Source organism: Streptomyces sp. NPDC000151 (genome assembly GCF_040301705.1).
Classification (GTDB): domain Bacteria; phylum Actinomycetota; class Actinomycetes; order Streptomycetales; family Streptomycetaceae; genus Streptomyces.
The window spans coordinates 1-26,124 of the sequence record NZ_JBEPFC010000106.1 but is presented as its reverse complement, the minus strand read 5'-3'; the positions used below and the strand labels follow the sequence as shown (position 1 = coordinate 26,124).

The following is a 26,124-nucleotide window of genomic DNA, read 5'->3' as shown; positions in this document are numbered from 1 at the left end:
GCAGCCCGGCGGCCGCGAAGAGCGCGCCGGCCCGCCATCGCACATGGCCCGCGCGGGCGTGCGCGTACAGGGCCGTCAGCGAGGTGACGGTGACGATGAGCAAAGAGGCGGTGGTCGCCGCCGCCGGGGTGAAGCCGAGGAGGTAGATCAGCGCGGGGACGGCGAGCACGCTGCCCCCGCCGCCGAGCGCGCCGAGCGCGAGGCCGACCACGGCCCCGGCGACCAGGGCCAGGATGAGTCCCGTCATCGAGCCGTAGCGGTCCCCGGCCCGGGGTGCGCGAGCCGGAGCCCGGCCGGCGCGGCGGCGTCGAACCCGTCGTCGACGGCGACGACGTCCCGCCCGGCCGCGTCCAGCAGGGACGCCGCTATCGCCGCCCGCATCCCGCCCGCACAGTGCACCCACACCACGCCCGCGGGCACCTCTCCGACGCGGCCGTGCAGCTCGTGGATCGGGATGTGCAGCGAGCCCTCGATGTACCCGCCGGCGCGCTCGGAGTCGCGCCGTACGTCCAGTACGACCAGGTCCTGCACCTCGTCTTCGGGAACGGCCGCGAGGTCGGCGAAGGTGGCACGTGGGAAGGAGCGCAGCTCGTCCCCCTCGCGTATCCAGCTGTCCGGCGCGCCCGTGGCCGCGGCCGCCGGCCGGTCGATGCCCACCCGCGCCAACTCCCGCTGCGCGTCGGCTATCTGCCCTGGCGTCTCGGCCAGCAGCGTGACCGGCTTGCCCCAGGGGATCAGCCAGGCCAGGTACGTGGCGAGCTTCCCCTCGCCCTCGAAGTTGAACGACCCGGCGAGGTGGCCGGCGGCATACGCGACCCGGTTGCGCAGGTCCACCACCCACTCACCGGCCGCCAGCCGCCGTGCGAGCTGCTCGGCGTCGGCGGACTCCGGCGGGGTGAGGTCCACGGGCGCGGGCCCCGCCGCGTTGGCCGGGCCCATGTGCGCGTAGTACGCCGGTACGTCCTCCAGGCCCGCCAGCATCTCCGCGACGAAGGTGTCCACGTCCTTGGTGAGTGCCGCGTTGTTCCGCCGCTCCGCGCCGATCGTCGTGCTGTCCCCCTCGGCCTGCGCCGACGAACAGAAACTGCCGAAGCCGTGCGTCGGCAGCACGGGCACCTCGTCATCCAGCTCGTCGGCGAGACGGTGCGCCGAGGCGTACTGGGCGCGGGCCAGCCGCTCGGTCAGCCGCGGCTCGACGAGGTCGGGCCGCCCGACCGTGCCGATCAGCAGCGAGCCGCCGGTGAACGCGGCCACGCCCCTGCCCGCCTCTTCCAGTACGTAGGAGGTGTGGTGCGGGGTGTGCCCGGGGGTTGCCACCGCCCGCAGAACCAAGCCCTGGCTTCCCTGGTCCCCCTCGTCTCCTTCGCCTCCCTCGTCGACCGTGACGGTGTCGCCGTCGGCGATCGGCGTGCGTGCGAAGGAGACCGCCGCGTCGGCCGGCACCAGGTAGCGGGCGCCGCTGACCCTGGCCAGCTCCAGCCCGCCGGTGACGTAGTCGTTGTGCACATGGGTCTCCGCGACGTAGGCGATCCGGACCCCGCGCCGGGCGGCGGCCGCGAGGACCTGGTCGATGTCGCGTGGCGGGTCGATCACCACCGCGGCCGAGCGGCCACCGGCCAAGTAGCTGCGGTTGCCCAGCCCCTCGAATTCCAGGGTGTCGACGAAAAACACGGCAGCGCCCCTTCCTTCCGTATCGAGAAATGTATACCCCTGTGCGTGTACCCCCGGGGGTATCGGTGCCCACCATAACAGTGGGTACCCCCGGGGGTATTTCAAAGGCTGAAAGAAGGGGAGAGTCAGCGGTAACGGGAGGTGCTAGGCGGGCGGCAGTTCGCCGGAGCCGCGGGGGATCAGGCGGGTGGGGATGACGCGCTGCTGCGGCGGCTCGTCGGTGCCGTCCAGGCGGCGGAAGAGGAGGGACGCCGCGGTACGGCCGAGCCGGGCCGCGTCCTGCGCGACGACGGTGATGCCGGGGGTGATCAGGTCGGCCAGCTCGAAGTCGTCGAAGCCGACCAGGGCGACCGGGCGCGGACGGTCCGCGAGGACGCGTACGGCGGTGACGGTGACGCGGTTGTTGCCCGAGAACAGCGCGGTGACCGGCGCCGGCCCGGCGAGCATCGCCTCGGCCGCCGACCGCACCCGCTCCGGCGCCGTCGACCCCAGCGCCACCCACGATTCGTCGACCGGCAGCCCCGCCTCGTCCATCGCCGCTCGGTAGCCGCGCAGCCGCTCTATGGCCGTGTGGATGCGCGGCTGGTCGCCGATGAAGCCGATCCGGCGGTGGCCGTGCGCGATCAGGTGGGCCACCGCGTCCCGCGCGCCGCCGAAGCTGTCGGAGAGTACGACGTCCGCGTCGATCTCCCCGGCCGGCCGGTCCACGAATACCGTGGCGACGCCGGCCGCTATCTCCGGTTGCAGGTAACGGTGGTCGGTACCGGCCGGGATGATCACCAGGCCGTCCACCCGGCGGGCGCACAGCGCGAGCACCAGCTCCTGCTCGCGGGCGGGGTCCTCGGCGCTGGAGCCGTTGATCAGCAGGGCCCCGTGATCGCGCGCGACCTCTTCGACGGCGCGGTTCAGCGGCCCGTAGAAGGGGTCCGCGAGGTCTTCCAGTACCAGCCCGATGCTGGCCGTGCGGCCCTTGCGCAGCACGCGCGCCGAGTCGTTGCGGCGGAAGCCGAGCGCGGTGATCGCCTCCTGCACGCGCCGCTCGGTGTCGGGCGTCACGCCCGGCTCGCCGTTGACCACGCGGGAAACCGTTTTGAGGCCGACGCCGGCGCGCGCCGCGACGTCCTTCATCGTGGGCCGGGTGCCGTAGCGGGTGGTGCTGCGGGCGGTGTCGGTCACGGTGCGGCGATCCTGTTCCCTGTGTCGGTGGCTGCCCGCTGGGGAGGCAGTGGCTGCTCGCTCTGAGGCTATCCGGGCTGTCGGGGCGTGGCGTCGAGCATATCGTCTGGACAACGTTGTCAATTCTGGCGAGACTGGCGTCCTGCACGCCGGGGCATCCGCCCCGGGCCGCCCGCCGACCAGGAGATTCCACGCCGATGCAGACCGACCTCAACGCAGCCCTGGACATCGGTGGTACGAAGATCGCCGGGGCGCTGGTCGACGACCGGGGCCGGATGCTCGTACGCGCCACCCGTCCGACCCCCGCCCAGAAGGACGGCGCCGCCGTCATGGGCGCGGTGCACGCGGTGCTCGACGAGCTGACCGCGGCGCCCGAGTGGTCCCGTACCTCCGTCGTCGGCATCGGCAGCGCCGGGCCGGTCGACGCGCAGACCGGCACCGTGAGCCCGGTCAACATCCCCGGCTGGCGCGACTTCCCGCTGGTCGCGGGCGTGCGCGAGCGGACCGGCGGGCTCCCCGTCGTACTGGTCGGCGACGGCGTGGCCATGACCGCCGCCGAACACTGGCAGGGCGCCGCACGCGGCCACCAGAACGCGCTGTGCATGGTGGTCTCCACCGGAGTCGGCGGCGGCCTCGTCCTGAACGGCCGCCCGCACCCGGGCCCCACCGGCAACGCGGGCCATATCGGCCACATCAGCGTCGACCTCGACGGCGACCCCTGCCCGTGCGGCGGGCGCGGCTGCGTCGAACGCATCGCCAGCGGCCCGAACATCGCCCGCCGCGCCCTCGCGGAGGGCTGGCAGCCGGGCCCGGACGGCGACGCGACCGCCGCCGCGGTGGCCGCGGCCGCCCGCGCCGGGGACGCCGTGGCGATCCGCTCGTTCGACCGCGCGGCACAGGCCCTGGCGGCCGGCATAGCGGCCACCGCCACCCTGGTCGAGATCGAGATCGTGGTGATCGGCGGGGGAGTGGCCGGCGCCGGCGACATCCTCTTCGCACCGCTCCGCCGCGCCCTGCACGAGTACGCCACCCTCTCCTTCGTCCGCGGCATCAAGGTCGTACCGGCCCAGATGGGCACGGACGCGGGCGTGGTGGGCGCGGCGGCGGCCGCTCAGCAGTATCGAGTGGGTGCGCTGGCGGCTACGTCGGCTTGAGGGTGGGGGGCCGGGGCCGGGCGGGGGTGGCGCCGGGCGGGGCTGGCGCCGGGTTGACGGGCTCGTCCCGGCGCGCGGGGGCGTCGGTCTGAGGTCCTGGCGGTCACGATGGCGATGCCCCGGGGGGAGGCTGGCCGCGGCGCCGGATTGACGGGCTCGCCCCTGCGTGGGCGGGCCGGACTGACGTCCTGGCCCGGCGCGAGCCCGACGGCCCGCACATCACCGGCCCCGCCCCCTCTAGTCTGTTTCCCGCCACCACGCACACGCGCGACGAGGGGGACGCACAAGGTGTCGACGGGGGAGAACGGCGGATACGGCGGGCACGGCGAGCACGGCGGGCACGACAGGTACGGCGGCCGCGAGGAGAGCGCGGATGGCGTGGGTGGCGTGGGTGGCCCGGGTGGTACGGCCCCGACCGGCCGGCTGCTGGGCGGCCGGTACCGCGTCACCGGCCCGCTGGGCCGCGGCGGCATGGGCGTGGTCTGCCGCGCGGTCGACGAGGTACTGGGCCGCGAGGTCGCCGTCAAGGTGCTGCGGGCGTTCACCGACGCCTCGGCCGCCGAACTGGCCGACCTGCGCACACGGATGCAGCGCGAGGCGCGCGCCGCCGCCCGCATCCGGCACGCCGGCGTCGTCACCGTCCACGACGTGATCGAGGAGGCCGACCGGCCCGTCATCGTCATGGAACTGATCGAGGGCCCCTCCCTCGACGACGTCATGAGGCAGCGAGGGCCGCTGGACCCGAGGGAGGCCGCCGGGATCGGCGCGCAGGTGATGGACGCGCTGGACGCCGCGCACCGGGCCGGCGTACTGCACCGGGACATCAAGCCCGGCAACATCCTGCTCGACCGCACCGGCCGCGTCGTGATCACCGACTTCGGCATCGCCAGCATCCAGGCCCCCGACGACGGCACGCGGACCAACCTCACCCGCAGCGGTCAACTCGTCGGCTCGCTGGACTACTTGCCGCCCGAGCGGGCCCAGGACCTGGCGCCCGGGCCGGCGTCCGACATCTGGTCGCTCGGCATGACCCTGTACGCGGCGGTGGAGGGGGCGGCGCCCTTCCGCCGTACGTCGGTGTGGTCGACACTCACCGCGATCGTCTCCGAGCCGCTTCCCGAACCGCGGCGCGCCGGCGCGCTGACGCCCGTACTCCGCGCCCTGATGGCCAAGGACCCGACCGCCCGCCCGTCGGCCGCGCAGGCCCACGACATGCTGCGGTCGGTGGCCGAGGGACGCGCCCCGGAGGCCGGTGACCCGCCCCACTCCCCGACCGAACGCGACGTACGGGCCGCCGGAAACACCCCACCACCGGGCTTCGGCCCCGCCCCCGCCGCTGCTCCCGCCTCTGCTCCCGCCGCTGGTCCCGCCGCTGCTCCCGCCGCTGGTCCCGCCGCTGCTCCCGCACCGGAAGCCGGCCGCCGTCGCCGCCGAGGACCGCTGCTCGCCGCAGCCGTGGCCGCGGTACTCCTGACCGCGGGCGCGGCCACCTACGCCCTGCTCACCCCACATGAGCGAACCGCGGCCACCCCAAGCACCCAAGACCAGCACAAGAACCGGCCAAAGGAACCCAACAGCCCCTCCTCACCCACCTCCGCCCCCGCCACTGCGACGGCTTCCCCCACCCCCACTGCGACCGCTGCCGCGACCGCGACCGCCACGGGCACTTCCCCGGCCCCCTGCGCGTCCGCCGCCGGAGGCAGATACCACTGCGAGGTCTGGCGCCCCGCCGACTCCTACACGAAGAACTTCGACAGGGCCGGCACCCTGAACGCCGGCACCAGTTACTTCTACTGCCAGGCCGACCTCGGCCGCCGCGAGACCTACGGCCGATGGACCAACGTCTGGTGGGCCAGAACCGACGACGACAACGGCAACACCGGCGTCTACGTCAGCGTCGTCTACCTCAAGGGCGGCGACAACGACCAACCAGTACCGGGCCTCCCCACCTGCTGACGCCCGGCGGCACGCACGCAAGCCGCCGCTACCCAAATGTCGCCCGTCGTTACGGGAATGGGTCCGCCGTTACTGGAACGAGTCCGCCGTTACGGGAACGAGTCCGTAAGCCCCCTTGCCGAGTCCCCCGCCCGCCCCGACGCTCCCCTCAAGCACTCACGGCCACCACCCTCCAGTGCACTCTCCGGTCTTGAATCTTGAGAGAGGCGGCGCCCCATGACGAACGCGCAAATGTGGGCCCTGATCATCGGATTCGTCTCCCCGCTCCTGATATCCGTCGTCAACCGACCCCAGTGGAGCAGCGCCGCCCGCGCCTCCGTACAAATGGCCGTCTCGATCCTCGTCGGCCTCGGCAGCGCCTATTTCGCCGGCGACTTCGCGGGCAAGGACATCGTCAGCAGCATCCTCATCGCCTCCGTATCCGCCATCAGCGCCTACAAAGGCGTCTTCAAGCCCACCGGCGTATCCCCCACCATGGAACGCCTCACCTCCCCAACCCCCCGCGCCTGATCGCCGTGTGGTGTCGGGCAGGGCGTTGCATCCGCCGCCCGTGGTCCGTGCGTGGACATGGGCGAATTCGCCCGCCGTCTTGTCAATGAATTCGTGGGCAACGGTGGGGTCATAGCGCGTCCAGTCGTTCACGCCTTGGCCGAGCTGGGTCATCAGTCCAAGACGGAGGAATTCCAGGTCCATCAGTACTGGGTCCTCTCGGTGAATCCTGCGTAGCGGGCGTCGCGGCAACGCTGAGCGCGGCGACTGTCCCATACCTGTGAGCGCACTGCGGACGCGGTGAGGGCGTGCGGAGGGGGGATGGTAGGTGGCTTGGGGGGAGGGAACGATCCGGCGTGGGGGGAATTGGCGTGATGCGGTGGTTTGTGCGGGGTGTCGAGGTGGGGTGGGAAGTGGGTACCAGGCGGTGACCTCTGGCGCGAGGGGTTGACAGCGGCGTGGGGCGGCCCTGCGGGAGCGGCCGTCCGTGGCGCGTTTCCGTGGCAGGGTGTTGCGGGCAACTCACAGGCGTCTAGGGATGAGGGGGAACCGTGATCGTCTGGCTGAACGGCGCGTTCGGTGCGGGCAAGACCACAGCAGCACAGGAACTGTTGGACCTGCTCCCCGGGAGCACGCTCTACGATCCCGAACTGGTCGGCCGTGAGCTGAAGGAGATGCTTCCGGCCAAGCGGCTGGACGATGTCGACGACTACCAGGACCTGCCGTCCTGGCGCAGACTCGTCGTCGACACGGCCGCCGCGCTGCTCACGGAGGTATCGGGGCCGCTGATCACGCCGATGACGCTGCTGCGGCAGGAGTACCGGGACGAGATCTTCGGCGGGCTGGCCTCACGTCGTATCCCGGTGCGACACGTGCTGCTCCATGCGGAGGAAACGATCCTCCGGGAGCGGATCGCACTGCGGGACGAGCCTGTACGGGAGGAGTCGCTACGGGATGCGCCCGTAGGGGAAGCGTCTGTACAGGACGAGCCCGTACGGGAGGAGCAGCCCGTACGGGAGGACGGCGGGGCCGCGGACGCCGCCGCGGCGATTCGTACGCGGAGCCTGACGCACCTGGAGCCCTACCGTCAGGCGCTGGACTGGATCCGCGGCGACGCCCACGTCATCGACACCTCGGGCCTCGGGCCGCGGGAGACGGCCGAGCGCATCGCCGAGGCCGTGCGGACCGGCGACGGCGCCTGCGACATCGTCCAGACGCCCGAGCCGACCGCCGAGACCCTGGCCGCCGGTGTACTGCTCTTCGATGAGGAGGACCGGGTACTGCTGGTGGACCCGACGTACAAACCCGGCTGGGAATTTCCCGGTGGGGTCGTGGAACCGGGCGAGCCGCCGGCCCGGGCCGGCGTACGGGAAGTGGCCGAGGAACTGGACATCCGGCTCCCCACGATGCCGCGCCTGTTGGTACTCGACTGGGAGGCGCCGGTGCCGCCCGGATTCGGCGGGCTGCGGCTGCTGTTCGACGGCGGGCGGCTGCCCGACGAGCAGATACGGGACCTGCTGCTGCCGGGCTCGGAGCTGCGCGACTGGCGGTTCGTCACCGAGGACGAGGCCGAGTCGATGCTGCCGCCCGTGCGCTGGAACCGCCTTCGGTGGGCCCTGCGCGCCCGCGCACAGGGACGCCCGCTCTATCTGGAGGCGGGCGTTCCTGTGGGGTGACGCCCCGGTACGCCCCGGTAGGCCTCGGTACGCCCCGGTGGCGATTGCCCGAGGAGACGAGCGTTGCTGTACAGGGCGTGGGGCGGCACCAGGCACCAGGCCCGCCCCACGCCGACCTCCACGCCCCCGAACTCGCGCTACGCCTCTACGCCCCCGCCTTGCTCCCCGCATACCGCTGCAGGAACAGTGCCTCCGCCAGCGACAGTCGCTCCAGCTCCTCCGGGGACACGCTCTCGTTCACCGCGTGGATCTGCGCCTCCGGCTCGCTCAGCCCGATGAGCAGGATCTCCGCCTCCGGGTACAGCGCGCCGAGCGTGTTGCACAGCGGGATGGAGCCGCCCATGCCGGCGGCCTGCATCTCGGTACCGTCGTACGCCTCGCGCAGCGCCGACGCCATCGACTCGTACGCCGGGCTGCTGAGGTCGGCGCTGAACGGCTGGCCCTGGCCGACCTGCTCGACCGTGACGCGAGCGCCCCAAGGCGCGGCCGCCTCCAGGTGCGCCGTGAGCAGCTTGGTGGCCTCGGCGGCGTCCTGGCCCGGCGGCACTCGCAGGCTCACCTGCGCCCGCGCGCTCGCCTGTACCGACGGGGTGGCGCCGACGACCGGCGGGCAGTCGATACCGATCACGGTGACGGCCGGGCGGGCCCAGACCCGGTCGGCGACGCTGCCGGAGCCGATCAGCTCCACGCCGTCGAGCACCTTGGCGTCCTTGCGGAACTCCTCCTCGTCGTACTGGAGGCCCTCCCACGTACCGTCCGCCGCCAGCCCGTCGACCGTCGTGGAACCGTCCTCCGCGCGCAGCGAGTCCAGGAGGCGGATCAGCGCGGCGAGCGCGTCGGGCGCGGCGCCGCCGAACTGCCCCGAGTGCAGATTGCCCGCCAGCGTGTCCACCTGGACGCGCAGCATCGTCATGCCGCGGAGCGAGGCGGTGACCGTGGGCAGGCCGACGCGGAAGTTGCCGGTGTCGCCGATGACGACGGCGTCGGCGGCGAGCAGGTCGGGGTGCGCCTCGGCGTACCGCTCCAGCCCGCCGGTGCCCTGCTCCTCCGAGCCCTCGACGATCACCTTGACGTTGACCGGTACGCCGCCGTGCTCCTTGAGCGCGCGCAGCGCCGTCAGGTGCATGATCAGGCCGCCCTTGCAGTCCGCGGTGCCGCGGCCGTACCAGCGGCCGTCGCGCTCGGTCAGCTCGAAGGGCGGGCTCAGCCAGGCGCTCTCGTCCAGCGGCGGCTGCACGTCGTAGTGCGCGTACAGCAGGACGGTGGGGGCGCCGGCCGGGCCGGGCAGGAAGCCGTAGACGGACTCGGTGCCGTCCGGCGTCTCCAGTACGGCGACGTCCTCGAAGCCCTCGGCCCGCAGCGCCCCCGTTATCCACCGGGCCGCGGCCTCGCACTCGCTCTTCGGGAACTGCGCGGGGTCGGCGACCGACTTGAAGGCCACCAGTTCGGTCAGTTCGGCCCTGGCGCGGGACTGCAGCGCGGCGACGGTGGTGGCGAGCGGGCTGTCAGGCATGGGAACGCTCCTTGTGGGCGCGACGTTGTCCTGGCGGGGGCGGAGTCCGCGAAGCCCGCCGGGCCGGGTGTGCGTACGTTATGTGGCCGTACGTACGTTGTGCGTCCGTACGTAGGGGGATGGTGCCTCCGATCTTCCCACAGGCACCTCCGCGATCAGCGAGCCGTAGGATGCGGGCGGTACGCGCAAGGCACGGGCGGTACGCGCAAAGGTGCGGGCGGTACACGCAGCCAGGGATCCATGCCAGGGATTCGTACCAGGGATCGATCGGGAGTAGCAGCACAGGTGAGCAGCGAGAGCGCAGCCCAGGACGGCCGAATGGTGTGGGACGTGGTGGTGGTCGGCGCGGGGCCAGCGGGCGCTTCGGCGGCCTATGCCGCGGCCTGTACGGGACGCCGCGTACTCATCCTGGAGAAGGCCGAACTTCCCCGGTACAAGACCTGCGGCGGTGGCATCATCGGCCCCTCGCGCGACGCGCTGCCGCCCGGCTTCGAGCTGCCGCTGCAGGACCGCGTGCACGCCGTGACGTTTTCCCTGAACGGCAGGCTGACGCGTACGCGCCGCTCCCGGCAGATGCTCTTCGGGCTCATCAACCGCCCCGAGTTCGACGCCCAGCTCGTCGAGGCCGCGCAGAAGGCGGGCGCCGAGCTGCGTACGGGCGTCACGGTCACCCGTGTCGAGCAGCACGGCAGCGCCGTCCCCGATCGCCGCACCGTCGCGGTCGTGCTGAGCGGCGGCGAGACGGTGCTCGCGCGGGCGGTGGTCGGCGCGGACGGCAGCGCGAGCCGGATAGGCGCGCACGTGGGGGTCAAGCTCGACCAGGTGGACCTCGGCCTGGAGGCGGAGATCCCGGTGCCGCCGACGGTCGCCGAGGACTGGGCGGGGCGGGTGCTCATCGACTGGGGGCCGATCCCGGGCAGTTACGGGTGGGTCTTCCCCAAGGGGGACACGCTGACCGTCGGCGTGATCTCGGCGCGCGGCGAGGGCGCGGCCACCAAGCGGTATCTGGAGGACTTCATCGGGCGGCTGGGCCTCGCGGGCTTCGAGCCGAGCATCTCCTCGGGGCACCTGACGCGGTGCCGCGCGGAGGACTCGCCGCTGTCGCGGGGGCGCGTGATGGTCTGCGGCGACGCGGCCGGGCTGCTGGAGCCGTGGACGCGCGAGGGCATCTCCTTCGCCCTGCGGTCGGGCCGGCTGGCGGGCGAGTGGGCGGTACGGGTGGCCGAGGCGCACGACGCGGTGGACGCGCGCCGCCAGGCGCTCAACTACGCCTTTGCGATCAAGGCCGGGCTGGGCGTCGAGATGGGCGTGGGCCGCCGGATGCTCGCGGTCTTCTCCCGCCGCCCGGGCCTGCTGCACGCCACGATCACGGGCTTCCGCCCGGCGTGGAACGCCTTCGCGAAGATCACCCGCGGCACGACCACCCTGGCGGAGCTCGTACGGACCCATCCGTTGGCCCATCGGGCGTTGTCTGCGCTGGATCGGTGAGTGGGGGATCGGTGCGGGTTGGATCGGTGAGTGTTGGATCGGGGAGGTTGGATCGGTGAGTGTTGGTATGGGGAGGGCGGGCTGGCATCTGTGAGGGCTGGTGCCGGGTTGAGCTGGTACGGGAGCTCCGTGATATCCGGGTACCGGATCACTCGGTCGGGCTGATGCGGAAGACCGGGTGGTGCGGGGCGGCGGCGAGCAGGGTGTCGTCGGCCGACCGGGCGGTGACCTCGCCGAAGTACTGCTTCACCTCCCAGCCCCAGCGCTCCAGATACGCCCGCAGGATCGCGGGCGTCTCGGCCGGCGGGAGCTCCACGGCGGTGAACGCGCGGGTCCTGCGCCCCACCCGCAACTGTCCGCCGCCGGCCGCGCGCAGGTTGCGGACCCACTCGCCGTTGCCGCGCGCCGAGACGAGGTACTGAGCGCCTTCGAAGGCCAGCGGATTCACCGGCACCCGCCGCCACTCGCCGCTCTTCCGGCCGCGCACGGCGAGGTCCGCGCTGCCGGCCAGGCTGACCCCGCGCCGGGCCAGCCAGCCGACGACGCCGTTGAGCCGGGCGCCGAGCCGGCCAGGCTTGAGGTAACGGGGAGCCGACTGCTCGCTGCGCGGCTCGGCCTGCTGGGACTTCTGAAGCTCGTTCCTCAGCTCGTTCTTCAGCTCGTTCCTGGGCTCGTTCATGGCGGGTCCTTTCGTTTGCGTGAGAGCACTGCGTGATAGCTCTACGTGAGAGCACTGCTCTCGCTTTAGAGCAGTGTGCGCGCGAACGGTGCGCCAAAGCAAGAGCAGTGCTCTCGTGATTGGCCGGTGCTCCAGAAAGTGGCACACTGCTCCGCGCAACTGTCACGACTGCCATGACTGTCACGACTGCCATGACCGGCATGACTGTCATGACTGCCATGACCGGCACGACTGTGATCAAGGGAGTCAGGTTGACCGCGATCAAGGGAGCCAGGGAGCGGGCCCGCGGTGAGATCACCGCTGCGATCAAGGACGAGGCCCGCAGACAGCTCGCCGCCGAAGGTGCCGCGAAGCTCTCGCTGCGCGCCGTGGCCCGGGAGCTCGGCATGGTCTCCTCGGCCCTCTACCGTTACTTCCCGAGCCGGGACGACCTGCTGACGGCCCTGATCCTCGACGCGTACAACGCCGTCGGGCAGGCCGCGGAAGCCGCGCTCGCCGCGGCGGACGCGCGGCGAGCGCGGTCTCGGCGGGGTGGTGCGGCCGCCGTGGCGCCGGCTGCCCGGTGGACCGCCGTGTGCCACGCCGTACGGGAGTGGGCGCTGGCCCACCCGCACGAGTACGCGCTGATCTACGGCTCACCCGTACCCGGCTACCGCGCCCCCCAGGCCACCGCCGAGCCCGCCGGCCGGGTGGCGCGGGCGCTCATCGAGGTCGTACGGGATGCGTATGCGGCAGGTGCACTGCGCGAGCCCGACGATCCGCTGCCGGACGCCGTGGTCGGGGACATGCTGGCGCTGGTCGCGGAGCAGGGCGTGGAGCTGCCCGCCGGGGTTGCGGCCCGGCTGGTCGGTGCCTGGGCGCAGCTGTTCGGGCTGGTGGGTTTTGAGCTCTTCGGACAGTTCAACCGGGTGATCGAGGCGCGGGAGGAGTTCTTCGAGCAGGCGGTACTGCAACTCGCCCGCTCGGTGGGGCTGCCCACGCCTGCCCGCTGAGCCGCCGGGCCCGCTGAGCCGCTGGGCGGCGCCGGGCTCGCCGTTCTCGGGAAGCCTGCGGCGGTCTTCCGCTCCTCCCGGTACTCCCCACGGAGTACCGGTCGGCACCGCGCTCGGGGGACGCCGTGGGCAGGTGGGGCGGGCTAGCGTGGCGGCATGGACAAGGGACGGCCGTCGTGGGTGCGGCACTGCTTCGGGTGGCTCGGATCCGTGCGGGGGCGCTGGTCCGTGGCTCCCGGTGCGCCGGACTCGGCCCCCGGCCGCCCTGCTGCCGATCTCCCGGCCGGCGGTGCCACCGCGCGGCGTACGCGCTGGCGTACGCCCTGGCGTTCGACCGTGCTGATCGCCGTGTTCGTGCAGGTCGGTACGCGCTTTGCCGCGCACGGGCAGCCGGACCGGGCGGCCCTGGACGGTGTTGCGGAGATTCTGCTGCTCGCGGGCTCCCTCCTGCTGCTCGGGCGTCATCGCTTTCCGCGCGTCGTCGCGTTCGGTACCGCGGTCGCCGCGCTGCTCTACCTCGGGGGCGGGTATCCGTACGGTCCGGCCTTCCTGGTCGTGGCGGTCGGGTGCTTCGCCGCTGTCGTGGCGGGGCGGCGCGTCGCGGCGTGGAGCGCGGTGGGGCTGCTGTGGGCCGGGCATCTGCTCGTCGCGCACTGGCTGTACCGATGGCTGCCGCCGGCCGGCGACGGTGCCGCGCCGTGGGGGCAGGAGCTGATCGTCGCCGGCTGGGTGGTGGCGATCGTCGCCGCGTCCGAACTGGGCCGACTGCGCCGCGAGCAGCTCGCGCACGCCCGGGCCGAGCGCGCGGCGGCGGCGCGGCGCCGGGCCGACGAGGAACGGCTGCGGATCGCGCGCGAGCTGCACGACGTCCTCGCGCACAGCCTCTCCGTCATCAACGTCCAGGCCGGCGTCGGGCTCGCCCTGCTCGACGACGACCCCGAGCAGGCGCGTACGGCTCTGACGACGATCAAGGGAGCCAGCAAGGAAGCGCTCGGCGAGGTCCGGCAGGTACTCGACACGCTGCGCGCGCAGGGGCGGGCGCCCCGGTCGCCGGCGCCCGGACTGGCCCGGCTGCCCGAGCTGGCCGAGCAGGCGAAGAGCGCGGGGCTGGACGTGGCCGTGTCGGTCGAGGGCCGGGTGTCGGGGCTGCCGCCGGGCGCGGACCTCGCGGCGTTCCGCATCGTCCAGGAGGCGTTGACCAACATCGTGCGGCACTCCGGGGCCCGCAGCGCACGCGTGCATCTCGCGCGGGCGGCGGACGCTCTGCGCCTCCGTGTCGACGACGACGGGCCGGCCACGGGGGAGGGGCCGCCCGGCGGCGGGAACGGCCTGGTCGGCATGCGCGAACGCGCCGCGGCGCTCGGTGGCGAGGTACAGGCGGGCCCGCGCGCGGACGGCGGCTTCACCGTGCGCGCCACGATCCCGCTGCGGGGGAGCGGCGGTACCGGCCGGGCGGGCGAGACCGCCGAGGAGAAGGACGGGGGTCCGCACGGCCCGCCCACGGGCCGTGCGGCGGGCGATGACGACGAGGAGAGCGCGTGATCCGGGTACTGCTCGCTGACGATCAGGTGCTGGTGCGGGCCGGCTTCCGGGCGCTGCTGGACGCGCAGCCGGACATCGAGGTGGTCGGCGAGGCCGCCGACGGGGAGGAGGCGCTGACCGTCGTACGGGAGCGGCGGCCCGATGTCGTCCTCATGGACATCCGGATGCCGGTCCTGGACGGGCTGGCCGCCACCCGGCGGATCACCGGGGACGAGCGGCTGGCCGGGGTGAAGGTGGTCATGCTGACGACCTTCGAGCTGGATGAGTACGTGTTCGAGGCGATCCGCTCGGGCGCCTCCGGGTTCCTCGTGAAGGACACCGAGCCGGACGAGCTGCTGCGCGCCGTACGCGCCGTGGTGGCCGGTGATGCGCTGCTGTCCCCGGGAGTGACCCGGCGGCTGATCGCCGAGTTCGCCGCGCGTTCGAAGGAGCCGGCCGCGGCGGAGGGGCTGGCCCAACTGACCGAGCGGGAGCGGGAGGTGATGGCGCTGGTCGGCATCGGGCTGTCGAACGAGGAGATCGCGCGTCGGCTCGTCGTCAGTCCGCTCACGGCCAAGACGCACGTCAGCCGCACGATGGTGAAGCTCGGCGCCCGGGACCGGGCCCAACTGGTCGTACTGGCCTACGAGTCGGGGCTCGTGCGCCCCGGCTGGCTGGGCTGACGCCACCGCCACAGGACCCGCACCACCCGGTAGGCGCAGGCCGCGCCGCCGACCAGCGCGGCGCCCATGAGCCAGGACCCGCGCCAGGAGGCGGGCAGCACGTCCCACAGGGCAGGCGCCGCGCAGATCAGGAAGGCGAGGGCGCCCACGACCGCACCGGTCACCACGGCGAAGGCGATCTCGACGGTGACGGCGTCCCGTTGGGCCTGTGAGCGGGTCGGAGACACGGCAGGAGTCTGTCATGCGCACGGGATTGCCGCTGCCCTCCGGCCGCTCATAGGCTGAGCGCGCCCGGCCGATCACCGGCCGGAACCAGCGCATGCACGGCAGTGGCGCACGCCTCGTGCCGCAGCTGCCAGCGCCGGAAGAGCCGGGAGAACCGGTGGCTGAGGAAGGCGAGCGGTCATGAGGCAGTGGGACGTTGCCGTGCGGTCGGGTGCGCGGCTCGGTGAGGGGCCGACGTGGGACGCCGCGCACGCGCGGCTGATCTGGGTGGACATCCTCACCTGTCGGGTGCACACCTACGATCCCGCCACCGGGCGCCGCACCGTCATGGTCACCGAACAGCACGTGGGTGCCGCGAAGCCGCGCACAGCAGGCGGCCTGGTCGTCAACCTCCGGGACGGCGTGGGCCTTTACGACGCGTCCGGGAAGTTCTCCTGGCTGGCCTACGAGGCCGTGCCGGGGCGGCGCGGCAACGACGCGGCCGTGGCGCCCGACGGGGCGCTGTGGGCCGGGACCATGCTGTACGACGAGGCGCCGGGCGGCGGCACGCTGTCCCGGGTCGCCCCGGACGGCAGCACGGTGCGGGTGCTCCCGGACGCCACGGTCAGCAACGGCATCGGCTGGAGCCCGGACGGCCGGCTGATGTACTACATCGACACCCCGACCCGGCGGATCGACGTCTTCGACGTGGGCGACGGAGACGGGGACGCCACGGGCCAGTTCGTCCGGAACCGGCGGCCCTACGTGGAGATCGAGCAGGGCGCAGGCTTCCCGGACGGGCTGTGCGTGGACGCGGAGGGCTGCGTCTGGGTGGCGCTGTGGGACGGCGGGCAGGTGCGCCGCTACACGCCCGACGGCGCCCTCGACCGTACGGTCGAACTGCCCGTCCGGCGCCCGACCGCCTGTGCCTTCGGCGGCCGTGACCTCACCGATCTCTACATCACCACGGCTCAGGAGGACACGCCGCGGCATCCGCTGGAGGGCTCGGTGCTCGTCGTCCCGGGCGCGGGCCAGGGGCTCGACCAGCCGGCCTTCGCGGGCTGAGGACCGCTGCCGTCCGTCTCCCGCACATGCCCCACGGGCCGGTCGCCGGCGGGACACGGCCGCGATCAGATCGCGAACAGCTCCTGCCAGAGCCGGGGGAAGGAACCGTCGCCGCCGAGCGTCACCGTCACCGCCTCGGAACTCTGCCACGGCAGGCGGTTCCACAGCATCGCGTAGAGGTCCGCAGCGGGTCCTTCGAGCACACAGTCCGGCGCGGAGCCGGTCGCCGGGCCCGCCGCGCCGTCGTCGTCTCCGGTCGCCGTCTCCCGCTCCGTACGAGGCGGCGCGTCCGAAAGCCGCAGGCGCCAGGCGGCGTTGCCCGTGCCGGCGGGGCCGGGCGCGTCCGTGGTGCGTATATACAACTCCTTGTCGGGCGTCGTGCGCGCGCGACCGCGGTCACTGGCGAGGAAGCCCGTCAGCAGCTCGTCGATGCCGTCCGCGGCGAACGCGGGGTCGACGGCGGAGAAGCCGGCGCCGAGCGCCGCCTCGGCGTCGATGCGGTGTATCGCCGTCTCATGGGCCTGCCGGCGGGCCCAGAACTCCAGTGGCGAAGAAGCGGGCAGGAACGTCCAGCAGTTCAGGTCGGCCGGGGCCGCGGTCAGCGCCGCGACCAGGGCGGCATGGCCCTCGCGCACCCATTCCACCAGCGCCGTGCCGTCCAGGTCGGGCGCCTCGGGCGGCCGCACGCGCCCGTCCGTCGCGCCCGTGACATATCCCGTCGCCCAGCGGTGGACGCGGCCGACGTGCACGAGCAGGTCGCGGATCTGCCAGTCGGGACAGGACGGGACCGAGGCGTCGGGGCCGGCCTTGTCCGCGGCATCCGCCAGCAACCGGCCGTCCCGGCGGAGCATTTCGACGAATTCAGTGATCTCCATGCCGATGAGTGTCCCAGCCGCCACTGACAATGGCCCTGGGCGCGGCCGGCCGGCCGCGCAGAGCGCGGTGGACCAGACCCAGCAGCAGGGCGTTGACCAGCGCCGCGAGGCCGATGGTGGCGATCGAGTACCAGGCGGGAGCGCCCGCATCGCTCCAGATCGCATCCCCCGCGAACCACAGCGGGAAGAGGGTCGGAGAGGTGAGCAGCGCGGCCCAGACGCCGGACATCGAGGCGTCCGGGTGGTCGACGAAGAGCGAGTCGACGACGGCGAAGATCACCGCTGCCGCGACCAGGGCAAGGTAGATGCGGGAGACGGAATTGCCGAACGTCAGCCGCGCCGCGTCGCGCAGCCAGGGAGCCGTGTGCGCCGACTGCTCTTGCGTCTCGGGGTCGCGGTTCCGGAGTATCGCCTTCATGTGTCCCCCCAGGGGCGGTCCATGTGCAGATGCAGAGGTACGTGTCCAGTCGTACGTGCTCCGGGCGGGACGGACATCCGTGTTCGTACTCACATACGGGGGTCCGTACTCAAGTATCGAGCCGGAACCGGGGGCTGTCAGTGCGTGAATCCGGCCGCGTGGAACGCCGGGCCGGCCGCGCGGCCTCCGGGCGGGCCGCCGGGTGGCCGTACACGGTGGCGGCGCGGGGGTAGCGTCTCGGTGTGCGGCGCGCGACCGGGGGATTTCCGTGAGGCGGCGGGCCGTGTTTTGTTCATATCGGATACAAAGTCAGAATGGACGGCGTGACCCACACTCGGACGACCAGGCTGGAGCGGGGCCGCGGCGCGCTCGGGCCCGCGCTGGAGCTCGTACACACCGGGCGCGCGCCGACGCGTGCCGTGCTGACCTCCGAACTCGGCGTGACGCGCGCGACGGCCGGTGCGGTGGCCGCCGAGCTCGAAGCGCTCGGCCTCATCACCGTCGACGCGCACCCGACCGCCGCCGCGGGTACCCAGGGCCGCCCCTCGCACCGGCTGTTCATCGCCGACCAGGGGCCCGTCGTGCTGGCCGTGCAGATCCACGCCGACGGCTACCGGGTCGCCCTGGTGGGCCTCGGTGGCCGGATCGTGGCCACCACGTCCGGATGCGGCACCATCCCCGCCGACCCGGCGCACATCCTGGCCGAGGCCGTGCGCGCCGGTTCCGGGCTGCTGCGCGACTCCGGGCGGCAGTGCCTGGGTGCCGGGCTCGCCGTGCCCTCCGCGGTCGCCGAGCCGGACGGTGAGGCGCTCAACCCGCTGCACCTCGCCTGGCCCGCCGGCGCTCCCGTACGCGAGCTGTTCCTCCAGGCGCTGGCCGACGCCAAGGTGCCGGGCGTCACCGCGCACGTCGGCTTCAGCGGCAACGATGTCAACCTCACGGCCCTCGCCGAACACCGCCACGGTGCCGGGCGCGGCGCTCGGGACCTGCTGTGCGTGGCGTCCGGCCACCGGGGCGTCGGCGGCGCGCTGGTACTGGACGGACGGCTGCACAGCGGCAGTTCGGGACTGGCCCTGGAGGTCGGGCACCTCACCGTCAACCCGGAGGGCGCCCCCTGCCACTGCGGCAGCCGCGGCTGTCTCGACGTCGAGGCGGACCCGCTCGCCTTCCTGGGCGCCGCGGGCCGTACGCCGGGCCCCGAAGGCTCGCTGCTCAAGCAGGCGACGGATCTGCTGCGCGAGGAGTACGCGGACGCCTCCGTACGGGCCGCCGGCGAGCTGCTGATCGACCGGCTCGGCCTCGGCATCGCGGGGCTGGTCAACATCCTGAACCCCGACCGCATCATCCTCGGGGGGCTGCACCGGGCGCTTCTGGAGGCCGACCCGGAACGGCTGCGGGCCGTGGTGGCGGACCGCAGCCTCTGGGGGCGCAGCGGCGGCGTGCCGATCCTGCCCTGCACCCTGGACCACAACGGCCTGGTCGGCGCGGCCGAGCTGGCCTGGCAGCCGGTACTGGACGACCCGCTGATCGTCCTCGAGGGCGAGCACACCGGCTGACCCACCCGGTGCGGCTCAGGCCCGCCACTCCGTGGCGAAGGCGCGCGCCGGATTGGCTGTCAGCATGCGCTCCACCGCTTCCTTCTCCAGGGTGAGTTCGAGGCGGCGGCGCAGCCCGAGTACGACGTACGGCATTCCCGGCCCGCCGTCGACCGAGCGGGCCCCGGCCGTGGTCGTGTCGCCGCCCAGCAGGACGCGGTCGCCGAACCCCGCGTCGACCAGCGCGGCCAGCACCTCCGGGAGCCGCCAGTCCGTCGCGTGGTGCGCCCGCGAGGGGCCGTCGAAGGCCAGGTAGGCGCCCGCCTCGGCGGCCGTGCGGTGGACGGCCGCGTCGGGGGAGCGGTTGAGGTGGCCGAGTATCACGTGCTGCGGCGGTACGCCTGCCTCGTCGCACAGCAGGTCGAGCACGTCGAGGGCGCCGGTGCCCAGCTCCAGGTGGACGCCGATGGCGGCCCCCGTGGCGTGGTGTGCTTCGGCCGCGGCGGTCAGCGTGTACCGGGCGTGCGCGTCCAGGCCGTGGAAGCCGCCTGCCACCTTGATGAGGCCGGCCCGCGGGCCGCCGGGCCCGCCGATGCCCTCCGTCAGCTCGGCGACGAAGAGGCCCGCCAGGTCCTCGCGGACCCGTTCGAGCGTCTCCGGTGCGTAGTGCGCCGCCTGGTGCAGCCCGGTGGCCGCCACGACCCGTACGCCCGACTCCCGGGAGAGCTGCACCAGTTCGGATGCGCGGCGCCCCATCCCGTACGGCGTCCACTGCGCCACTGTGCCGCCGCCCGCCTCCCGGAAGGCGCGCAGCTCGGCGGCCGCGGCACCGGTGTCCGCCAGTTCCCGGCCCGGCAGCTGGGGCGTGGCGAGAAACAGGTGGTCGTGGGCGTCGAACCGGCCGCGGAGCGCCTTTGGGGGCAGGTCGCCCAGCACGGTACGGAGGGCAGCGGTGGGGCTGGCCCCGGTGGGGCGCTTAGGTATGAGCATGAGGGCACTTTACATACCAGTAGTTACAACTCCGTGTCGCCACCCCCGTTGCCGGGCGTACTCCTCGAGAGGTAGGCCCGGTGCCGCTGTCCGTACGACGACGGGAGGCGTTCGGTGGATCAGGCTCGAAGGGAACGCGGAAACAGCGTGACCTTTCGAGGAGCTGATCATCATGGACGTCCTGGCAACACCCTGGTCCGGCGGCGGTCCGGGGCCCTGGATCCTGTTCTTCCCGCTGCTGTGGGCGATCGCCGTCATCGGTGTGGTCACCTTGCTGCGGCGCACCGTATGGCGCGGGCGGGGGCCCTGGCAGCGGTCCGGCGCCGTCGGTCACACCGGTACCGATCCGTCGCCCCTCTCCGTACTCGGCCACCGGTTCGCCTCCGGCGAGATCGACGAGGACGAGTACTGGCGGCGGCTCTCCGTCCTGGACGAGCAGTTCGGGACGCGCGGCAAGGGCAGGGGAGGCGCGACGTGACCGTCCCCGCTGCCCGGGGAACTGGGGCTGCGCCGTGTCCGTCCGTACGGACGGGCGCGGCTCGCGTCCCTACAGACGGGCGTCGCGCTCGTCCGTACAGACGGCTGAGCGCCCGGCCCCTGGGGGACCGGGCGCTCAGCCCACGCGTGCGCCGCGTGCCGGTGTGCGCACTCCGCTGCTCGCTTCGGTGCGCTCCGTCTCGGACGGTTCCGGCAGACGGCTGAGCGCGTGACCCGGCTCCTCGCGGCCACGGGTGAGTGCCGGGAGCGTGAACCACACGACCTTGCCGGAGTCCTCCGGGCGGGCGCCCCAGCTCTCGCTCAGCTCCGCGATCAGGGTCAGGCCGCGGCCCCCGGTGTCCAGCGGTCCGGCCGCCGCGGGCTGCGGCAGCCGGGGATCGAGATCGCGTACCGACACCGTCAACTGGTCCAGCAGGACCGACAGTTCGACCGTGCACTGCTTGCTCGGCCGGGCGTGCTGGTGGACGTTGGTCAGCAGCTCCGTCACCCCGAGCGTCGCGGGGTCGACCAAGGCGTCGAGACGCCAGTAACGAAGCTGTGCCGATACGATTCTGCGCATCTGGCCGATGCGTGCCGGCAGGGCTTGGAGCTCCACCGCGCAGTGCCTGCTGGGCTGCCTGATCACGACCGCGACTCCCCTGATGAGGCCGGGCGCGCCCGCCGCTACGGAAACGCGAGGACCGGGTCCGGCGATGTCACGTTCACCTGGAGTCACCAGAGGTGAACTCTTGGTGATGCGAGTCAGTCCAGGGTCGGCCCGCTCCCGTACTCCCGCAACCGCAGAGGGTCCGCAACCCCAGCGCGTCCCACCGGTCTTCACCCGAATGCAGTCGCCGTACCGCCGCCCGCAGACCCATACGGCCCCCGCGTGCGCTTCCGTACGCGGTCCGTTGGCGCGGTCGTACGGGCGTATCCGCCCCGTCGCTCCGGTACGGCGTCAGGTGCGGGCGCCGGCGGCCCGTACGACGTCCAGGAAGCGCTCGGGGGCGCCCATCGTCAGGGAGTAGCGATGGCCGTTGAGCGTGGCGAACGCGCGGTCACGGGCCAGCAGCCGCGGCCGGTGGGCCTGGACCGAGGTCAGCGGCGCGCTGTCGATCTCCGTGCCGTAGCTCGTCAGCAGTGCCAGCCTGCCGTCCCTGATGATGACCTGACCCGCTCGGGTCAGCGACCGCAGCCAGCGCTCGATGCGCACACCGGTCGCGTTGAACTCCGGCTCCCTCATGGAGCACCGCCTCCTCACGCACATGGCAACGGGAAAAGGCCCGCGCCCTTCATGAAGTCTGCCCGGATCGCGGCCCGGGCACCAGTTCCCCTGGTCGCGGGCCTGTGAACACCAGTACCCCGAGGGCTCCTTGGGGATGCTCAAAGGGGCGTTTATGCAGGTGAGAAGCGTGTGGTGGATGGTTATGATCGAGCTGGGCCCGGTGGTCACGGCGGGCCGGGACGACCGCGAGGAGCACGTCGATGAGTACCGCACAGCACACGGACGGGCGCGACGACGGCCTCGCGGGTGACGGCGGCCGGACCTGCGACACGCCGGCGGCCCCCGAAGGCGCGCCGCTGCCGACCCTCGATGTCGACCGCACCGACTCCGGTTACCGCGGCTGGCTCAAAGAAGCCGTGCGCAAGGTCCAGGCGGACGCCAACCGCAGCGCCGACACCCACCTGCTGCGCTTCCCGCTGCCCGAGCAGTGGGGCATCGACCTGTACCTGAAGGACGAGTCGACGCACCCCACCGGCAGCCTCAAGCACCGCCTCGCCCGCTCCCTCTTCCTCTACGGGCTGTGCAACGGCTGGATCCGCCCCGGCAAGCCGGTCATCGAGGCGTCCAGCGGCTCCACGGCCGTGTCCGAGGCGTACTTCGCGAAGCTCATCGGGGTGCCGTTCATCGCGGTGATGCCCGCGACGACCAGCCGCGAGAAGACCCGCCTGATCGAGTTCCACGGCGGCACCTGCCACCTGGTCGCCGACCCGCGGACCGTGTACGACGTCTCCGCCCGGCTCGCGGCCGAGACCGGCGGGCACTACATGGACCAGTTCACCTACGCCGAGCGGGCCACGGACTGGCGCGGCAACAACAACATCGCCGAATCGATCTTCCAGCAGCTGCGCCTGGAGCGGTACCCGGACCCGGCGTGGATCGTGGCCACCGCGGGCACCGGCGGTACCTCGGCGACGATTGCCCGCTACGTGCACTACATGCAGCGCGACACCCGTGTGTGCGTCGCCGACCCGGAGAACAGCTGTTTCTTCGACGGCTGGCTGAACGGCGACGCCGAGACGGACTGCCGCACCGCCTCCCGTATCGAGGGCATCGGGCGGCCCCGGATGGAGCCCAGCTTCGTGCCCGGCGCGATCGACCGGATGATGAAGGTGCCGGACGCGGCGAGCGTGGCGGCCGTACGGGCGCTGGAGACCGCCATCGGGCGCAAGGCGGGCGGCTCGACGGGCACGGGGCTGTGGAGCGCGCTGAAGATCGTCTCCGAGATGGTCGCCGCCGGCCGTACGGGCTCGGTGGTCACCCTCCTGTGCGATCCCGGCGACCGCTACCTCGACAAGTACTACTCCGACGCCTGGCTGGCCGAGCAGGGGCTGGACATCGCGCCGTACGCGCGGACCCTGCAGACCTTCCTCGCTGAGGGCACCTGGCCGGCCTGAGAGGCCCGCTGCCGGGCTCGTCGGCGCCGCCGGCCACTCGTACCCCGACGCGTCGCTCACGCGCCGACGAGGCGCCGCTCAGACGCCGACCAGGCGCCGGTCCAGCTGCCGCATCGAGTCGCGGAACGCGCGGCCCAGCATCGGGCGGGTCAGCTGCATCACCGAGCGGAACGGCGCGGGGCCGTCGGCGGCGAACGTCCAGCGCACGAGCGTGCCGCCGGGCGCCGGGGTGAGCCGCCAGTCCTCCAGCAGGGCGCGCAGGCCCGGCGCGTTGGTCTCGTCGACGCGGTAGGCGTAGTGCTCGGGGCGCTCGGCGGCCAGGATGCTCTCGAGGAAGCGGGTGCCGCCCGTCAGCCGGACCGCGCGGCCCTTGCCGCCGTCGGTCGGGGTGATCCGCGAGACCCCGGTGAACCACGCGCACCAGGAGCCGACGTCGTCGGCGAGCGCGGCGTACACCGCTTCGGGGGGCGCGGAGAGCTCGGCCGCGAAGACCATGCGCAGCGGCGCGGACTCGGCGAAGTCGAGCCCGACAGGGCTCAGTCGGCGCGTCACGGGACGAGCACCCCCTACACACGGTGATGAGGTCAGGACCGACCGTCGAACAGTCCGGCGTCGCACACCATAGCTGGGGCCTCGTCAGATGTCTGCGTCGTCTTCCGGCTCACCGGCCACCACCAGCCGCGGCGGCAACTCCGCGAACTCCGCCCGGGCGTGCGCCGGCAGACCGGGATCGGTGACCAGCACGTCCACCTGGTCCAGCGAGGCGAACGAACTCAGGCCCACCGTGCCCCACTTCGTGTGGTCCGCGACCACCACGACCCGGCGCGCCGACCGCACGAAGTGGCGGTTGGTCTCCGCCTCGGCGAGATTCGGCGTCGACAGCCCGGCCTCGACGGATATGCCGTGCACCCCGAGGAAGAGCGCATCGAAGTGCAGCGAGCGGATCGCGGCGTCGGCCACCGGGCCGACCAGCGTGTCCGACGGCGTCCGCACGCCTCCGGTCAGTACGACCGTGGCCGCTCCGGGGCGCGGGCCGCCGGCGCCGGCCGCCGCCCGCTGCGCGGCGTAGAACACATCGGCCACCCGGACCGAATTCGTCACCACGGTCAGGTCCGGCACATCCAGCAGCTGATGGGCCAGCGCGAACGCCGTCGTGCCGCCCGCCAGCGCGATCGCGCTGCCCGGCGCCGCCATCTGGGCCGCGGCCTCGGCGATGGCTTCCTTAGCCGACAGCTCCAGAGAGGACTTGGCCTCGAACCCCGGTTCGTGCGCGCTCGGCTCGCTCACCGGGACGGCGCCGCCGTGCACCTTCTCCACGACGCCCTGGCGGGCCAGCGCGTCCAGGTCCCGACGGACCGTCATGTCCGAGACGCTCAGCTTGCGGGTGAGCTCATTGACGCGGACGCCGCCGCGCCGCCGCACCTCGTCGAGGATCAGGGCACGCCGCTGCTCGGCGAGGAGGTTCTGGTTGTCACTCACCCGGCCTGTCCCTTCGTCCCGGCTCACGGCGCGCCCCAGGTCACACAAGCGCTGCTGTTCGGGGACATCCTCGCACGAGGCACTGACAGTGACTCCCCGGCCCGGATGAGGTGAATGCGGCGCCCCGGCGGGCAAGAGAGAATCCGGGACGCACATCGACGTACGGACATCGGGGGAACCACAGTGGACACCACGTACCGGTCCGCGCCCGCAGCCACGACGGACCCGAGCGGCGACGAGGATTCCGCCGCCGCGCACAGACCTCGCCGGATCGCCCTCGAACTGCTGGTGCACGGTGTCGGCGGCACCACACCCGCGGAGATGCTCGACGACCCACGGGTCGTGCGCGTCACCGGTGACGACACCGCCGCCATCTACCGCCGCGCCGACGACGTGGACGCCGAGGAACGCCCCGCTGACGCGCGCGAGGGCGACCCCGAGGAGCCGGTCCGCGAGGCGTACTGCTGGTCCAACCTCACCTCGGGCAACGGCAGTCGCGCCCTCTGGCTGATCCTGCTGCCCTTCATGGTGGCGAACCTCGCGCACTGGATGCGTCCCGCCGCCCCGCGCGGCCACCCTGCCCAGCGCGTGTACGACATCCTCGTACGCATCCTCGCGCTCACCCTCACGGTGCTGCTCGCCGCCGGGGCCTGCGAGGTGGCCCTGGACCTGCTCGCCTGGCAGTGCGCCGGCAGCCTCTCGTGCTCGGCGGACCGCTCCTGGCTCGGCTTCCTCAGCACCGCGCACGACGGCTGGTGGAGCCTGCCGGGCCGCCGCCTCGTGGTCGCGAGCGCCCTTCCGCTGCTCCTCGTGGGCCTGCTGTGGTGGCTCTCGCACCGCACCTGGAGCGCGTACGAGTCCGCCTCCCCGCCGCCGCGCCGCCCCGGCACCTCCCGCGGCACACCGCCCTCCCAGCGCCCCACGCTGTGCCTGGACGGCTTCTGGTACGGCCGCCGGGTCGTCGCCCGGCTGCGCTCCGCGCACGCCGCGGCGGGGCTGCTGACCATCGCCACCGTGCTGCTCCTGACCGCGCACGACGCCGACGGCCGGGCCGGCGCCGACGCGTGGCTGCGCTGGACCGGGTACGCGCTGGCCGCGCTGGTCGCCGCCCTCGCGGTACTCAGCGTGGTCATCGTCTGCCGCACCGCGCGCAGCGAGGCGGAGCCCGACGTGGAGACCGACCGGCCGATCGTCAGGTGCCTCCCGTACGCCGCGCTCGGCGCGCTGGCCCTGACCGCCGTGCACACCGCCTGGGCGCGCCCCGGCTGGACCTCAGCCGGGCATCTCCCGGGTGCCGGTGCCTTCGGGGCCGTCGCCGTCCTCCAGGGCGCGCTGGTCGTCGGGCTGCTGCTGACCGCCGGGGTGCTCCAGCGGGCCGCGCGGGGCACGGAGCGCACCGCGCTC

At 73.1% G+C, this 26,124-nt stretch carries 24 protein-coding genes and 2 pseudogenes; 13 read left to right on the top strand and 13 right to left on the bottom strand.

Annotated features, from left to right (window positions below; translation table 11 throughout):
- The 3 genes and pseudogenes from ABT381_RS25275 to ABT381_RS25265 form a co-directional block, all read right to left on the bottom strand.
- Positions 1–403: TSUP family transporter (locus ABT381_RS25275; RefSeq protein WP_351598595.1), on the bottom strand; the 403-nt coding region annotated here is incomplete at its 3' end.
- Positions 364–1,671, bottom strand: a pseudogene (locus ABT381_RS25270) (MBL fold metallo-hydrolase); the annotation flags it as partial. The gene ABT381_RS25275 and the pseudogene ABT381_RS25270, both read right to left, overlap by 40 nt.
- 144 nt (positions 1,672–1,815) lie before the next feature.
- Positions 1,816–2,847 (bottom strand): LacI family DNA-binding transcriptional regulator, encoded by a 1,032-nt coding sequence (locus tag ABT381_RS25265; protein ID WP_351598593.1) that lies wholly within the window; start codon positions 2,845–2,847, stop codon positions 1,816–1,818.
- Between the two features lie 197 nt (positions 2,848–3,044).
- Between ABT381_RS25265 and ABT381_RS25260 the strand changes: the two genes are divergently transcribed.
- The 4 genes from ABT381_RS25260 (at position 3,045) to ABT381_RS25245 (ending at position 8,122) form a co-directional block, all read left to right on the top strand.
- On the top strand, positions 3,045–4,001 hold the full coding sequence (locus tag ABT381_RS25260) for an ROK family protein (RefSeq protein WP_351598591.1): 957 nt from the start codon (positions 3,045–3,047) through the stop codon (positions 3,999–4,001).
- 378 nt (positions 4,002–4,379) lie between these two features.
- The gene (locus tag ABT381_RS25255) at positions 4,380–5,957 is read left to right on the top strand and encodes a serine/threonine-protein kinase (RefSeq protein ID WP_502965718.1); all 1,578 of its coding nucleotides are present in this window, start codon (positions 4,380–4,382) and stop codon (positions 5,955–5,957) included.
- A gap of 216 nt (positions 5,958–6,173) precedes the next feature.
- Entirely contained in the window at positions 6,174–6,467 is a 294-nt protein-coding gene (locus ABT381_RS25250; protein WP_351598589.1) for a hypothetical protein, read from the top strand.
- A gap of 530 nt (positions 6,468–6,997) precedes the next feature.
- Positions 6,998–8,122: an NUDIX hydrolase gene (locus ABT381_RS25245; protein ID WP_351598587.1), complete on the top strand. Its 1,125-nt coding sequence runs from the start codon at positions 6,998–7,000 to the stop codon at positions 8,120–8,122.
- A gap of 145 nt (positions 8,123–8,267) precedes the next feature.
- Here ABT381_RS25245 and ABT381_RS25240 read toward each other — a convergent pair whose 3' ends face one another.
- The gene (locus ABT381_RS25240) at positions 8,268–9,635 is read right to left on the bottom strand and encodes a dipeptidase (protein ID WP_351598585.1); all 1,368 of its coding nucleotides are present in this window, start codon (positions 9,633–9,635) and stop codon (positions 8,268–8,270) included.
- Positions 9,636–9,920: 285 nt separating this feature from the next.
- Here ABT381_RS25240 and ABT381_RS25235 point away from each other — a divergent pair, with 285 nt between their 5' ends.
- Positions 9,921–11,123: a geranylgeranyl reductase family protein gene (locus ABT381_RS25235; protein ID WP_351598583.1), complete on the top strand. Its 1,203-nt coding sequence runs from the start codon at positions 9,921–9,923 to the stop codon at positions 11,121–11,123.
- A gap of 148 nt (positions 11,124–11,271) precedes the next feature.
- On the opposite strand, the gene ABT381_RS25230 is transcribed toward ABT381_RS25235, so the two are convergent.
- The gene (locus ABT381_RS25230; RefSeq protein ID WP_351598581.1) at positions 11,272–11,802 is read right to left on the bottom strand and encodes a nitroreductase family deazaflavin-dependent oxidoreductase; all 531 of its coding nucleotides are present in this window, start codon (positions 11,800–11,802) and stop codon (positions 11,272–11,274) included.
- 251 nt (positions 11,803–12,053) lie between these two features.
- On the opposite strand from ABT381_RS25230, the gene ABT381_RS25225 reads away from it, so the two are divergent.
- The 3 genes from ABT381_RS25225 (at position 12,054) to ABT381_RS25215 (ending at position 14,998) form a co-directional block, all read left to right on the top strand.
- Positions 12,054–12,794, top strand: coding sequence for a TetR/AcrR family transcriptional regulator (locus tag ABT381_RS25225; RefSeq protein ID WP_351598597.1), 741 nt, complete (start codon positions 12,054–12,056; stop codon positions 12,792–12,794).
- 156 nt (positions 12,795–12,950) lie between these two features.
- Entirely contained in the window at positions 12,951–14,336 is a 1,386-nt protein-coding gene (locus ABT381_RS25220; RefSeq protein ID WP_351598579.1) for a sensor histidine kinase, read from the top strand.
- Positions 14,333–14,998 carry a response regulator gene (locus tag ABT381_RS25215; RefSeq protein ID WP_351598577.1) on the top strand — a complete coding sequence of 222 codons (666 nt, stop codon included), beginning with the start codon at positions 14,333–14,335 and terminating at the stop codon, positions 14,996–14,998. Before ABT381_RS25220 ends, ABT381_RS25215 begins: the two co-directional genes overlap by 4 nt.
- Here the strand turns inward: ABT381_RS25215 and ABT381_RS25210 are convergent.
- Positions 14,959–15,225, bottom strand: coding sequence for a DUF6332 family protein (locus ABT381_RS25210; protein ID WP_351598575.1), 267 nt, complete (start codon positions 15,223–15,225; stop codon positions 14,959–14,961). The genes ABT381_RS25215 and ABT381_RS25210 overlap by 40 nt on opposite strands.
- A 178-nt stretch (positions 15,226–15,403) precedes the next feature.
- Here ABT381_RS25210 and ABT381_RS25205 point away from each other — a divergent pair, with 178 nt between their 5' ends.
- Entirely contained in the window at positions 15,404–16,267 is an 864-nt protein-coding gene (locus tag ABT381_RS25205; RefSeq protein ID WP_351598573.1) for an SMP-30/gluconolactonase/LRE family protein, read from the top strand.
- A 65-nt stretch (positions 16,268–16,332) separates the two neighbouring features.
- Here ABT381_RS25205 and ABT381_RS25200 read toward each other — a convergent pair whose 3' ends face one another.
- Together ABT381_RS25200 and ABT381_RS25195 are read right to left on the bottom strand one after the other, a co-directional pair.
- A complete protein-coding gene (locus tag ABT381_RS25200; protein ID WP_351598571.1) occupies positions 16,333–17,142 on the bottom strand; it encodes a maleylpyruvate isomerase family mycothiol-dependent enzyme in 810 nt (269 codons plus the stop codon).
- Positions 17,129–17,560 carry an SCO4225 family membrane protein gene (locus ABT381_RS25195; RefSeq protein ID WP_351598569.1) on the bottom strand — a complete coding sequence of 144 codons (432 nt, stop codon included), beginning with the start codon at positions 17,558–17,560 and terminating at the stop codon, positions 17,129–17,131. Before ABT381_RS25195 ends, ABT381_RS25200 begins: the two co-directional genes overlap by 14 nt.
- A gap of 323 nt (positions 17,561–17,883) precedes the next feature.
- Between ABT381_RS25195 and ABT381_RS25190 the strand changes: the two genes are divergently transcribed.
- Positions 17,884–19,116, top strand: coding sequence for an ROK family protein (locus ABT381_RS25190; protein ID WP_351598567.1), 1,233 nt, complete (start codon positions 17,884–17,886; stop codon positions 19,114–19,116).
- 15 nt (positions 19,117–19,131) lie between these two features.
- Here the strand turns inward: ABT381_RS25190 and ABT381_RS25185 are convergent, their stop codons facing one another.
- Entirely contained in the window at positions 19,132–20,085 is a 954-nt protein-coding gene (locus tag ABT381_RS25185; RefSeq protein ID WP_351598565.1) for a phosphotriesterase family protein, read from the bottom strand.
- Positions 20,086–20,257: 172 nt separating this feature from the next.
- Between ABT381_RS25185 and ABT381_RS25180 the strand changes: the two genes are divergently transcribed.
- On the top strand, positions 20,258–20,563 hold the full coding sequence (locus ABT381_RS25180) for an SHOCT domain-containing protein (RefSeq protein ID WP_351598563.1): 306 nt from the start codon (positions 20,258–20,260) through the stop codon (positions 20,561–20,563).
- Positions 20,564–20,698: 135 nt separating this feature from the next.
- Here the strand turns inward: ABT381_RS25180 and ABT381_RS25175 are convergent, their stop codons facing one another.
- Positions 20,699–21,208, bottom strand: a complete 510-nt coding sequence (locus ABT381_RS25175; protein ID WP_351598561.1) for an ATP-binding protein — start codon at positions 21,206–21,208, stop codon at positions 20,699–20,701.
- A 312-nt stretch (positions 21,209–21,520) separates the two neighbouring features.
- Entirely contained in the window at positions 21,521–21,805 is a 285-nt protein-coding gene (locus tag ABT381_RS25170) for a hypothetical protein (RefSeq protein WP_351598559.1), read from the bottom strand.
- Positions 21,806–22,047: 242 nt separating this feature from the next.
- Here ABT381_RS25170 and ABT381_RS25165 point away from each other — a divergent pair, with 242 nt between their 5' ends.
- Positions 22,048–23,241 carry a PLP-dependent cysteine synthase family protein gene (locus ABT381_RS25165; protein ID WP_351598557.1) on the top strand — a complete coding sequence of 398 codons (1,194 nt, stop codon included), beginning with the start codon at positions 22,048–22,050 and terminating at the stop codon, positions 23,239–23,241.
- Positions 23,242–23,319: 78 nt separating this feature from the next.
- Here ABT381_RS25165 and ABT381_RS25160 read toward each other — a convergent pair whose 3' ends face one another.
- Positions 23,320–23,793, bottom strand: coding sequence for an SRPBCC family protein (locus tag ABT381_RS25160; RefSeq protein WP_351598555.1), 474 nt, complete (start codon positions 23,791–23,793; stop codon positions 23,320–23,322).
- A gap of 84 nt (positions 23,794–23,877) precedes the next feature.
- Positions 23,878–24,720, bottom strand: coding sequence for a DeoR/GlpR family DNA-binding transcription regulator (locus tag ABT381_RS25155; protein WP_030251177.1), 843 nt, complete (start codon positions 24,718–24,720; stop codon positions 23,878–23,880).
- 183 nt (positions 24,721–24,903) lie between these two features.
- On the opposite strand from ABT381_RS25155, the pseudogene ABT381_RS25150 reads away from it, so the two are divergent.
- Positions 24,904–26,124: pseudogene (locus ABT381_RS25150) on the top strand (hypothetical protein); the annotation flags it as partial.

What these genes read in the sequence shown, in the direction of transcription:
- ABT381_RS25260 (WP_351598591.1), top strand. Translation starts at nt 3,045, where the DNA reads ATGCAGACCGACCTCAACGCAGCCCTGGACATCGGTGGTACGAAGATC.
- ABT381_RS25250 (WP_351598589.1), top strand. Translation starts at nt 6,174, where the DNA reads ATGACGAACGCGCAAATGTGGGCCCTGATCATCGGATTCGTCTCCCCG.
- ABT381_RS25240 (WP_351598585.1), bottom strand. Translation starts at nt 9,635, where the DNA reads ATGCCTGACAGCCCGCTCGCCACCACCGTCGCCGCGCTGCAGTCCCGC.
- ABT381_RS25230 (WP_351598581.1), bottom strand. Translation starts at nt 11,802, where the DNA reads ATGAACGAGCCCAGGAACGAGCTGAAGAACGAGCTGAGGAACGAGCTT.
- ABT381_RS25220 (WP_351598579.1), top strand. Translation starts at nt 12,951, where the DNA reads ATGGACAAGGGACGGCCGTCGTGGGTGCGGCACTGCTTCGGGTGGCTC.
- ABT381_RS25205 (WP_351598573.1), top strand. Translation starts at nt 15,404, where the DNA reads ATGAGGCAGTGGGACGTTGCCGTGCGGTCGGGTGCGCGGCTCGGTGAG.
- ABT381_RS25200 (WP_351598571.1), bottom strand. Translation starts at nt 17,142, where the DNA reads ATGGAGATCACTGAATTCGTCGAAATGCTCCGCCGGGACGGCCGGTTG.
- ABT381_RS25195 (WP_351598569.1), bottom strand. Translation starts at nt 17,560, where the DNA reads ATGAAGGCGATACTCCGGAACCGCGACCCCGAGACGCAAGAGCAGTCG.
- ABT381_RS25185 (WP_351598565.1), bottom strand. Translation starts at nt 20,085, where the DNA reads ATGCTCATACCTAAGCGCCCCACCGGGGCCAGCCCCACCGCTGCCCTC.
- ABT381_RS25180 (WP_351598563.1), top strand. Translation starts at nt 20,258, where the DNA reads ATGGACGTCCTGGCAACACCCTGGTCCGGCGGCGGTCCGGGGCCCTGG.
- ABT381_RS25170 (WP_351598559.1), bottom strand. Translation starts at nt 21,805, where the DNA reads ATGAGGGAGCCGGAGTTCAACGCGACCGGTGTGCGCATCGAGCGCTGG.
- ABT381_RS25165 (WP_351598557.1), top strand. Translation starts at nt 22,048, where the DNA reads ATGAGTACCGCACAGCACACGGACGGGCGCGACGACGGCCTCGCGGGT.